Origin of the sequence: Streptomyces calidiresistens, from assembly GCF_014141525.1 — a bacterium.
GTDB classification, from domain to species: Bacteria; Actinomycetota; Actinomycetes; order Streptomycetales; family Streptomycetaceae; genus Streptomyces; species Streptomyces calidiresistens.
Genome location: NZ_VKHS01000119.1, coordinates 1 through 9916 on the forward strand (window position 1 = coordinate 1; position 9916 = coordinate 9916).

General features: G+C 72.3%; 10 protein-coding genes. All 10 read left to right on the top strand.

The annotated features are described in order from the left end of the window. Window positions 1-34: 34 nt before the first annotated feature. Complete coding sequence (locus FOE67_RS07790) at window positions 35-2146, top strand: ATP-binding SpoIIE family protein phosphatase (protein ID WP_182661858.1); 2112 nt, start codon at window positions 35-37, stop codon at window positions 2144-2146. A gap of 769 nt (window positions 2147-2915) precedes the next feature. Beyond that, window positions 2916-4013: a sugar ABC transporter substrate-binding protein gene (locus FOE67_RS07795; protein ID WP_182661860.1), complete on the top strand. Its 1098-nt coding sequence runs from the start codon at window positions 2916-2918 to the stop codon at window positions 4011-4013. A gap of 96 nt (window positions 4014-4109) precedes the next feature. Continuing rightward, window positions 4110-4886 (top strand): ATP-binding cassette domain-containing protein, encoded by a 777-nt coding sequence (locus FOE67_RS07800; RefSeq protein WP_182661862.1) that lies wholly within the window; start codon window positions 4110-4112, stop codon window positions 4884-4886. Beyond that, the gene (locus FOE67_RS07805) at window positions 4883-6136 is read left to right on the top strand and encodes a sugar ABC transporter permease (RefSeq protein ID WP_182661864.1); all 1254 of its coding nucleotides are present in this window, start codon (window positions 4883-4885) and stop codon (window positions 6134-6136) included. The genes FOE67_RS07800 and FOE67_RS07805 overlap by 4 nt, the downstream gene beginning before the upstream one ends. Before the next feature lie 9 nt (window positions 6137-6145). Beyond that, window positions 6146-7363, top strand: a complete 1218-nt coding sequence (locus FOE67_RS07810; RefSeq protein ID WP_228473668.1) for an ROK family transcriptional regulator — start codon at window positions 6146-6148, stop codon at window positions 7361-7363. Window positions 7364-7461: 98 nt separating this feature from the next. Then, entirely contained in the window at window positions 7462-7998 is a 537-nt protein-coding gene (locus FOE67_RS07815; protein WP_323384456.1) for a putative immunity protein, read from the top strand. Between the two features lie 146 nt (window positions 7999-8144). Continuing rightward, window positions 8145-8717 (top strand): SMI1/KNR4 family protein, encoded by a 573-nt coding sequence (locus FOE67_RS07820; RefSeq protein WP_182661868.1) that lies wholly within the window; start codon window positions 8145-8147, stop codon window positions 8715-8717. A gap of 136 nt (window positions 8718-8853) precedes the next feature. Beyond that, entirely contained in the window at window positions 8854-9285 is a 432-nt protein-coding gene (locus FOE67_RS07825; RefSeq protein ID WP_182661870.1) for a hypothetical protein, read from the top strand. Continuing rightward, entirely contained in the window at window positions 9279-9512 is a 234-nt protein-coding gene (locus tag FOE67_RS07830; RefSeq protein WP_182661872.1) for a helix-turn-helix transcriptional regulator, read from the top strand. Before FOE67_RS07825 ends, FOE67_RS07830 begins: the two co-directional genes overlap by 7 nt. After that, on the top strand, window positions 9509-9916 hold a 408-nt coding region (locus FOE67_RS07835; RefSeq protein ID WP_182661874.1), incomplete at its 3' end, for an alcohol dehydrogenase catalytic domain-containing protein. The genes FOE67_RS07830 and FOE67_RS07835, both read left to right, overlap by 4 nt.

Here is a 9916-nt window from a genome sequence, read left to right on the forward strand (position 1 = left end):
GTGCTGTGAGGGCGGGCGAGGGCCGGGGAGCGCCATGACCGGGAGCGGCGGGCCGTGGGGCGCGGCTGACTGGGAGCAGCCCGCCCTGCTGCTCCTGGACGGCGAGGGCACGGTCCTGACCGCGACCTCCCCGGTGGTGGACCTGCTGGGCGGCGGCATCGAGGCGGTGCGCGGGGTGGGCGTGGCCTCCCTGTTCGAGGACCGATCGGTGTGGGCGGGTCTGGTCGAGGAGGCCCGGGAGGAGCGCCGCAGCAGCAGGCGCGCGGCGCTGCGGCGTCCGGCAGGCGGGCGGATCACGGCCGACGTGAGCGTCTCGGTGCTCCTGGCGGGTGGCTCGGCGCGCTTCCTGGTGTGGCTGGTGCCGGTGGCGGGGGCGGAGCTGCGGGACCGCTTCGGGATGCGGGTGGCCGCGGCCGGTGGCGGGGTGCTGGTCTCCGGTCCGCGTGCGCAGCAGCGGCTGGAGTTGCTGCGCGCGGCCGCGGGACGGATCGGCGGGTCGTTGGACGTGGTGGGCAACGCCGAGGAACTGGTGGGCCTGCTGGTGCCGGTCTTCGCCGACCTGGGAGCGGTCGACCTGACCGAGGCGGTGCTGGACGGTGAGGAGGCCGGATGGTTCGGCCCGGAAACGCCCATGCGGCGGGTGGCGGTGGCGGCCGGGTGGGGGCCCTGGCCCGAAGAGGTCCACCAGCGGGGTGAGACATTCTTCCCGGGGGATGTCGAAGCCGAGCACGTGCGGCGCGGCGTGACGGGGTTCATGCCGGACATGAGGGAGTTGCGGGCGGCATCGGCGCAGGACCCGGAGCGGGCGCGACTGAGCCTGCCGGACGCGGCCACCTCGATGCTGGTGCTTCCGCTGTTGGCGCGCGGTGTGGTGCTGGGCGCGGTGCCGCTGTGGCGTACCGGTGACAGGACCCCCTTCGACGCGGCCGATGTCCAGCTGGCGGAGGAGATCGGCTCACGTCTGGCGCTGGGACTGGACAACGCCCGGCGCTACACCCGGGAGCGACGCACCGTGGAGGCGCTGCAACGCAGCCTGCTGCCGCGGCTGTCGGCGCGACTGACCGCGGCGCGGACCGCCGGGGCGTATGTGCCGGCCGGCACCGCGGCCGACACCGGCGGCAGCTGGTACGACGTGATCCAGCTGTCGGGTACGCGGGTGGCGTTCGTGGTCGGGCGGGTGCCCGGGGCCGGGGTGAACGCCGCCGGGGCGATGGGACGGTTGCGCTCGGCGGTGCAGACCCTGGCCGACCTGGACCCCGCCCCCGACGAGCTGCTGAGTCACCTGGACGACCTGGTGCGGCGTTTCGCGGAGGACGAGGGGGGAGAGGGGGTGGCCGGAGCCGGTTCCCTGACCGGAGCCACCTGCCTCTACGCCACCTATTGCCCGATCACCGGTCAATGTTTGATCGCCGGTGCCGGCCATCCCCCGCCGCTGCTGGCGGAGGCGCGGAGCGGGGAGGTGTCGGCGGTGGACTTTCGGCCCGGACCGCCGCTCGGCGGGGGTGGAGAGCCCTTCGAACCGGTCGAGCTGCGTCTGACGCCGGGTGACGTGCTCGCCTTCCACAGCGGGGAGCCCGGCCCCGCTCCGGCCGACGACGGCCGGGGGCCGTCCTGGCTGAGGGAACTGGCACTCGCCGCCGCCGAGGCCGGCGAGCCGCCCTCCGACCCGACCCGGCACATCCTGGCCCGGCTGCGCGGGCGGCAACGCGCGGAGGATCTGGCGGTGCTGTTGGCCACCGTTCGGGCCGTGCCGTCCGAGGACACGGCCTTCTGGGAGTTGCCGGCCGATCCCGGCCGGGTGGCCCGCGTCCGCGCCCTGGCCTGCGAGAAGCTGGCCGCCTGGGGCCTGGAGGAGCACGTCTTCGCCACCGAGCTGATCGTGAGTGAGCTGGTCACCAACGCCATCCGCTACGCGGGGGGTCCCGTCGGCCTGCGCCTGATCCGCGACCGGCGGCTGATCTGCGAGGTCTCCGATCCCAGCCAGACCCAGCCCCACCTGCGCCGGGCCCGTCTGTCCGACGAGGGGGGACGCGGTCTCTTCCTGGTCGCCCAGCTCGCCCACCGCTGGGGCAGCCGCTACACATCCACCGGCAAGACCATCTGGACGGAACAGGACATCGGGGAGGAGGCGGGGGAGCGGCGCTGAGGGCTCGATGCCCCGGGTCCCCTCCGGGCGCGGAGACCGTCCCGCGCGGCCGGGGGGACCGCCCGCCGTTTCCCCTCCGTCGGGCGGACACCCCTGCTCGGAAGAGGACACGACCGGGGACTCCCGCCATCCGGTCGTGCGGTCCGTGACGGACTCGGTGGAGGCCGAGCCGGAGTCGCCCCCTCCCCGGTTCCCCCGGCCGATGCCACGCCCACCGACTCCCCGCAGCCGGTGGCACGTGACCCCGCGGCAGGGCCCGGGGCCGGCTCCGGGCCCGGTCGGGGACGCTCACACGGAACGAGGTGCCCGGGGCGACGTCCGCCGGGGCGTCGCGGGCATCCGGGGCGTCCGCCGTGCCGGAGCCGACCGGGCGGGGCGACCACGGCGGCCGTGACGGCCATGACGGGGTTCCGGCCCCGGGGCCCTTCCGGGCGGGACGGGTCGACGTGTCGTCGATGTTCCGTCGATGGTCCTGCTCAGGCCCCGCCGGAGGTGTCCGCCGAGGTGGGACGGGAGGGTCGGCCGGTGTGCGCGCAGGCTCCACGCCGGGGCGTCATCTGATTGTTATCGCTCGCAACAAATTTTCCGTACCCGGGTCTGGTGCAGTCGCTCCGCGCGGCAATACGTTCCCGCTCACAACATTCAACCGGGTGGATCGGTCACGGACCCGCAGTTCGGTCAAGTGCGCACTTACCGCTGATTTCTCTCGCCGACGGAGCATCCGTCGGACGGGCGCTCTCCGTCGTACCCCTCAGAAAGGACCCTGCCCATGCGCAAGGGAATCCTCCTCACCGTCGCCTCCGCGACCCTGCTCGCCTCGCTCACCGCCTGCGGGGACTCCTCCTCGGACGACGGCAGCGGCACCGGCTCGGACGGCGCGACGCCGAGGATCGGCGTGATCCTGCCGGACAGCAAGTCCTCGGCCCGCTGGGAGACCGCGGACCGCAAGTACCTCGCCGAGGCGTTCGAGGCCGCCGGCGTCGAGTACGACATCCAGAACGCGCAGGGCGACAAGCAGGACTTCCAGACCATCGCCGACCAGATGATCACCAACGGGGTCAACGTCCTGATGATCGTCAACCTGGACAGCGGCACGGGCAAGGCCGTCTTGGAGAAGGCCAAGTCGCAGGGTGTGGCGACCATCGACTACGACCGGCTCACCCTCGGCGGCTCCGCCCAGTACTACGTCAGTTTCGACAACACCGAGGTCGGCAGGCTGCAGGGCGAGGGCCTGGCGGCCTGCCTGGAGGAGAAGGGCGTGGAGCAGCCGCTCGTCGCCACCCTCAACGGTTCCCCGACCGACAACAACGCCCTGCTCTTCGCCGAGGGCTACAACGGCGTCCTGGATCCGAAGTACGACGCCGGTGAGTACACCAAGGGACCCGACCAGTCCGTCCCCGACTGGGACAACGCCGAGGCCACCACCATCTTCGAGCAGATGCTCACCAGCGAGCCCGGCATCAACGGTGTGCTCGCCGCCAACGACGGCCTGGGCAACGCCGCCATCGCCGTGCTGCGCAAGCAGAACCGCAACGGCGAGGTGCCCGTCACCGGGCAGGACGCCACCGTCCAGGGTCTGCAGAACATCCTCGCCGGTGACCAGTGCATGACGGTCTACAAGGCGGTCAAGAAGGAGGCCGAGGCAGCCGTCCGGCTCGCGGTGTCCCTGGCCAGGGGCGAGGAGGCCGAGACCAACGCGACCGTCCACGACCCCGAGGGCGACCGGGAGGTGCCGTCCGTGCTGGAGAGCCCGGAGGCCATCTTCCGCGACAACGTCAAGGACGTCGTCGAGGACGGCTACGTCACCAAGGAGGAGCTGTGCACGGGTGAGTACGCCGCCCTGTGCGAAGAGGCCGGCATCAACTGACACCCCTCCGAACGCCGGGACACCCCCGGCACGCCGCGGGTCCCGCCAACGGGCCAGGGACCCGCGGCCCCTCCACGACCCGAGGAGTCCTCTCCCATGACGGTGACCCCGATCCTCGAACTGCGCGGGATCGACAAGAGCTTCGGACCGGTCCAGGTCCTGCACGACGTGGCGTTCAGCGCCTACCCCGGCGAGGTGACCGCCCTCGTCGGGGACAACGGCGCCGGCAAGTCCACCCTGGTCAAGTGCATCGGCGGCATTCACTCCTTCGATGCCGGCGAGTACCTGTTCGAGGGTGAGCGCGTCCAGGTGAACGGACCCCGGGACGCGGCCGCGCTGGGCGTCGAGATCGTGTACCAGGACCTGGCGCTGTGCGACAACCTCGACATCGTGCAGAACATGTTCCTGGGCCGGGAGAAGCGCCGCGGCCCGATCCTGGACGAGGCCACCATGGAGGAGATGGCGGCCCGGACCCTCGCCGGCCTCTCGGTACGGACCGTCAAATCCGTGCGCCAGCAGGTCTCCCACCTCTCCGGCGGCCAGCGGCAGACCGTGGCCATCGCCAAGGCGGTGCTGTGGAACGGCAAGGTCGTCATCCTCGACGAGCCGACCGCCGCCCTCGGCGTCGCGCAGACCGCCCAGGTCCTCGAACTGGTCCGGCGGCTGGCCGACAACGGCCTGACCGTCGTGCTGATCTCCCACAACCTCAACGACGTGTTCGCGGTCTCCGACCGGATCGCGGCCCTCTACCTGGGCCGGATGGCGGCACAGGTCAGGACGACCGACGTCACCCAATCGCAGGTCGTCGAACTCATCACTTCCGGCCGCAGCGGGGATCTGGGCCTCGCCACCACCAACGGAGCCACCGCATGACCACCGCCCTCCACCCCGAGAAGACCGCCGCGCAGCCGCCCTCGACCGTCGACGGCATCCGCGCCGTCGGCCGCGACTACCTGGACCGGCTGCGGGGCGGGGAGTTGGGGTCGCTGCCGGCCATCCTCGGCCTCGTCGTGCTCTGCGTGATCTTCGCGATCATGCGCCCGGTCTTCCTGTCCAACCTGAACTTCGCGAACCTCCTCACCCAGGGGGCGGGCAGCATCGCCATCGCCATGGGCCTGGTGTTCGTGCTGCTGCTGGGCGAGATCGACCTGTCCGCGGGCTTCGCCAGCGGCGTCTGCGCCGCCGTCCTGGCCGTCCTGCTCACCGACCAGGGCTGGCCCTGGTACTCCGCCGTGCTCGCCGCCGTGCTCACCGGCATGCTCATCGGCCTGGTGCTCGGAGTGCTGGTCGCCCGAATCGGCATACCATCCTTCGTGGTCACCCTCGCGGCCTTCCTCGCCTTCCAGGGCATCGTCCTGATGCTGCTGGAGGAGGGCACCAACATCTCCATCAACGACCCGGTGATCCTCGCCATCGCCAACGACAACCTGCCCCCCGTCCTGGGCTGGGTACTGCTCGGCGTCGGCGTCGGCGGGTTCGCGGCGGTGCAACTGCGGCAGATGCGCAACCGCCGGCGGCGCGGCCTGACCACCGCTCCCCCCGTGCTGGTCGCGGCACGGATCGGCGGACTCGCCCTCCTCGGCGGCATCGCCGTCCACCTGCTCAACCAGGAGCGCAGCCGCTCCCTCGTGGTCGACTCGGTCAAGGGCGTGCCGATCGTGGTGCCGGTCATCGTCGCGCTGCTCGTCATCGGCACCTTCGTGCTCAGCCGAACCTCCTTCGGCCTGCACATCTACGCCGTCGGCGGCAACCACGAGGCAGCCCGCCGGGCCGGTATCAACGTCACCGCGATACGGGTCTCCGCGTTCGTCATCTGCTCCTCGCTGGCGGCGGTCGGCGGCATCATCGCCGCCTCCCGCGGTCACTCCGTGGACCCCAACACCGGAGGCAGCAACGTGCTGTTGCTGGCGGTCGGCGCCGCCGTGATCGGGGGGACCAGCCTGTTCGGCGGCAGAGGTCGCCTGATCAACGCCGTACTGGGCGGTATGGTGGTCGCCGTCATCCAGAACGGCATGGGACTGATGGGGTACAGCTCCGGCGTCAAGTACGCCGTCACCGGTTCGGTGCTGCTGGTCGCCGCGGGCGTGGACGCGCTTTCCCGCCGCCGTGCCGTACGACGATGAGGGCGGAGCATGATGAAGGCCGGTCCCTCCCAGGAGGAGATCCGCCGGCAGAACCTCAGCACTCTGCTACGGCACATCCACCTCGGCGGTCCCGCCTCCCGGGCCGTTCTGGCGGACCGCATGGGGCTCAACCGCAGCACCATCATGGCGCTGGTCACCGAGCTCACCACGGCCGGCCTGGTCCGTGAGGAGCTGCCCCGGGAAACGCGCCGGGCCGGCCGGCCGTCCCTGGTCGTCCGGCCCGAGTCCGTCAGCCGCTACGTGTTCGCCTTCGACGTGGGCGTCGACTACCTCGCCGCCGCCCGCATCGGACTCGGCGGCGCCTTCCTGGACCACCGGGAGACGGTCGCCCCCCGGATCGGCCTGCACCCCGGGGAGACCGCCGCCACGCTGGCCGGCTTCGCGGCGGAGATGAGGGACACGGCGCCGCCCGACGCCGTCTGTGTCGGAGCCGGGGCGGCGGTGCGGGGCATGGTTCGCCACCCCGACGGCCTCGTCCGCTCGGCCTTCAACATCGGCTGGACGGAGGAGGAGTTCGGGGAGAACCTCACGCGGCGCCTCGGCCTCGGCCTGCCCGTCCTGCTGGACAACGAGTCGAACCTCGGGGCCCTCGCCGAACACCGCCGCGGTGCCGGGGTCGGTTACCAGGACCTCGTCTACCTCCACGGCGACATCGGCATCGGCGGCGGCGTCATCTCCGGCGGCCGGCTGCTGCGCGGACACAGCGGATACGGCGGCGAGGTCGGCCACATGCTGGTCAACCCCCGGGACGGCAGGCCCTGCTCCTGCGGCTCCCGGGGTTGCCTGGAGGCGGAGGCCGGCCAGGACGCGCTCCTGGAGGCCGCCCGGCGCCCCGTCGGTGCCGCCACCGGCCGCGCCGGGATCCGCGGTGTCATCGACGCCGCCGATCGGGGCGACGTGACGGCGCGCGCCGCCCTGCACACCGTCGGCGACTGGCTCGCCGTGGGCATCGTCAACCTGATCAACCTCTACAACCCGGCCCTGATCATCTTCGGCGGCACCCTGCCGGACATCTACCTCGGTACCGCCGCCCACATCCGCAGTCGCGTCAACACCCACGCCCTGCCCGCCTCCCGGGAGGTCGCCCGCTTCCGGATCTGTCGGCTCGGTGACCGCACCCTCCTCACCGGTGCGGCCGAACTCGCCTTCACCCACCTCCTGTCCGATCCCCTCGCCCACGCCCTCCCCGCTCCCGGCGGCTCCTGAGCCGGGATGGGACGGGGGCATCGGTGGGGCGGGGGACGTCCTCCACCGCCCGGGGCCCGGCTCCCCGTGTCGGTCCCCCGGGGCAGGATGGCGGCGTGGTGACCGATGCGGACGGGATCGAGCTGGACGAGGACGAGTTGCGCGCCATCGCGGGGTGGGCCGCCGCGTGCGCGGAGCGCGTCCTGGCGCTTTTCGAGCAGGACCGGCCCGGCGACACGCGTCCCCGGGAGGCTGTCGACGCCGCCCGCGCCTTCGCCGCCGGCGGGCGGCGTACCAACGCCCTGCGCCGGTGCGCATGGGCCGCGTACAAGGCCGCCGGGGAGGCGGGTGCGTCGGCGGCGGCCGACGCCGCACGGGCGGCGAGCCACGCCGCCGCGGCCGCGTACCTGCACCCGAAGGCGAGCGCGCATCAGGTGAAGCACGTCCTCGGCGCGGCGGCCCACGCCGCGCGGGCCGAGGAGTTGAGCCCCGGGGAGGACCCCCCGGTCGACGGGGGCACTCCCGGGTGGGCACGGCGGCACGCGCCGCCGGCGGTCGTCGCCGTCCTCGCCCGGTTGCCCGCCGCGCCCCCGGGTGGCGGGCGCCCCGGCGAGCTCATCCGCGAACTCGACACCGCCCTCCGCGCCGGGGGGTGAGCGAAACGCCGGCCCCCGGGGCGGGAACGGTCACCACGGTGGTAACCGGTGGAGACCCCCGCCCCCGGGCTCCGGCGGCCGGCGCCGTCACTTCGACCTCCCACCCGAACGACCCGGGTCCCGGGCCCCGCACGAGGATGTGATCCGTGACCGACCACCTGTCCGCCGTTTTCGCCATGTTGGGGCCGGGGAGTCGCCGATTCGCCGACCCCGCCGCCTGGGAACGCACCGAAGCCGGCATCGGCACGGAACTTCCCGGGGACTACAAGGAGTTCGTCGACGAGTACGCGCCCATCCGTCTCAACGGTCATCTGTGTTTTCACCACCCCGCCACCACGCGCTGGAACCTCCTCGAGGAGATCCGGGCGACCGAGCAGGCATTCCGGGAGGTCGACTGGGACGGCCTTCCCCACCCGGAGACCGGAGCCGACGGCTCTCTGATCCCCGCGCTGGGGACCGATTTCGGGTTCCAGGTCTTCCTGCGCCGCGCTTCACGGGCTCCGGAATGGAGCGTCGTGGTGCACAACCGGGATGAGGGCGGCTACTGGGAACACCCCATGGGCTTCGCCGAGTGGCTCCACCGTCAGCTCCTCGGCGAAGAGGTCATCCATCCCAACGGGACCTACTTCTATCCCGGCCCGGTTCGGCTCGAACACCTGCCCATGAGCGCCGAGGACCGCCGGCCGGCTGCCTGGTACGGCCCCGATCGCGGGATGTGACCCCTCCCGGGGCCCACCACCGTCCCGGGACCCTTCGCCGGGTCCGCCGAGGTCCTTGAAGTAAAGAATCGTTGACATGGTGTCGTGGTTGCTTTACCTTCGCTCATGTCAGGTTTCTTTGACATGGGGAGGGGTCGTGGCCTTCGAGGAGAGATGGGCGTGGGTGCAGGGGGCGCTCGCCCTCGGCGTCTACGCGGTCTACGCGGTGGTGGTGCTCGGCCGGGCGGGGGACGGCACCCCGCTCGCGGAGGTGTCGTACGTGCCGACGCTGCTGGTGGCGGTGGGCCTCTCCATCGCCGCCGGCATCGTGTCGCGCATCGCGATCGCCGCGATCCGGCCCGAGGGGTCCGACCGGAAGGACCAGCGGGACCGGGAGATCGACCGCTTCGGGGAGTACGTCGGCCAATCCCTCGTGGTGGTCGGGGGCGTGGCGGCGCTCGCCATGGCCCTGGCCGAGTGGCCGCACTTCTGGATCGCGAACGCCCTCTACCTGGCCTTCGTCCTGTCGGCGGCCCTCGGGTCGGCGGCACGGATCGTCGCCTATCGGCGAGGATTCCACCCATGGTGAAGCCGACCGGGGTCACGAACAGGATCCGCGCCCTTCGTTTCGCGAACGGGGAGATGACGCAGGCGGAGTTGGCCGATCGCATCGGCGTGACCCGACAGACCGTCATCGCGATCGAGAAGGGGCGCTACTCGCCCTCCCTGGAGATGGCCTTCCGGATCGCCCGGGTGTTCGGGGTGCCGCTCGACGACGTGTTCCAGTACCCGGATCCCGAGGAGGGGTCACCATGAGAGCCATCGTGCAGAAGACGTACGGGACGGCGGACGTCCTGGAGTTCACCGAGATCGACCCCCCGTCGATCGGCGAGGACGAGGTGCTGATCGCCGTCCGCGCGGCGGGCGTGCACATCGGCGACCACCACCTGATGACCGGCAGGCCGTACCCGGTGCGTCTGGTCTCGGGGCTGCGGGCACCGAGGAAGCCCGTACCCGGCATGGATGTCGCCGGCCGCGTCGAGCGGGTGGGGGCGAAGGTCACCCGCTTCGCGCCCGGTGACGAGGTGTTCGGCACCTGCACCGGTGCCTTCGCCGAGTACGCCCGGGCCCGGGAGGACCGGATCGCCCCGAAGCCGGCGAACCTGACCTTCGAGCAGGCCGCCACGGTGCCCACCTCCGCCCCCACCGCCCTGCAGGGC

What these genes read in the sequence shown, in the direction of transcription:
- FOE67_RS07790 (WP_182661858.1), top strand. Translation starts at nt 35, where the DNA reads ATGACCGGGAGCGGCGGGCCGTGGGGCGCGGCTGACTGGGAGCAGCCC.
- FOE67_RS07795 (WP_182661860.1), top strand. Translation starts at nt 2,916, where the DNA reads ATGCGCAAGGGAATCCTCCTCACCGTCGCCTCCGCGACCCTGCTCGCC.
- FOE67_RS07800 (WP_182661862.1), top strand. Translation starts at nt 4,110, where the DNA reads ATGACGGTGACCCCGATCCTCGAACTGCGCGGGATCGACAAGAGCTTC.
- FOE67_RS07805 (WP_182661864.1), top strand. Translation starts at nt 4,883, where the DNA reads ATGACCACCGCCCTCCACCCCGAGAAGACCGCCGCGCAGCCGCCCTCG.
- FOE67_RS07810 (WP_228473668.1), top strand. Translation starts at nt 6,146, where the DNA reads ATGATGAAGGCCGGTCCCTCCCAGGAGGAGATCCGCCGGCAGAACCTC.
- FOE67_RS07830 (WP_182661872.1), top strand. Translation starts at nt 9,279, where the DNA reads ATGGTGAAGCCGACCGGGGTCACGAACAGGATCCGCGCCCTTCGTTTC.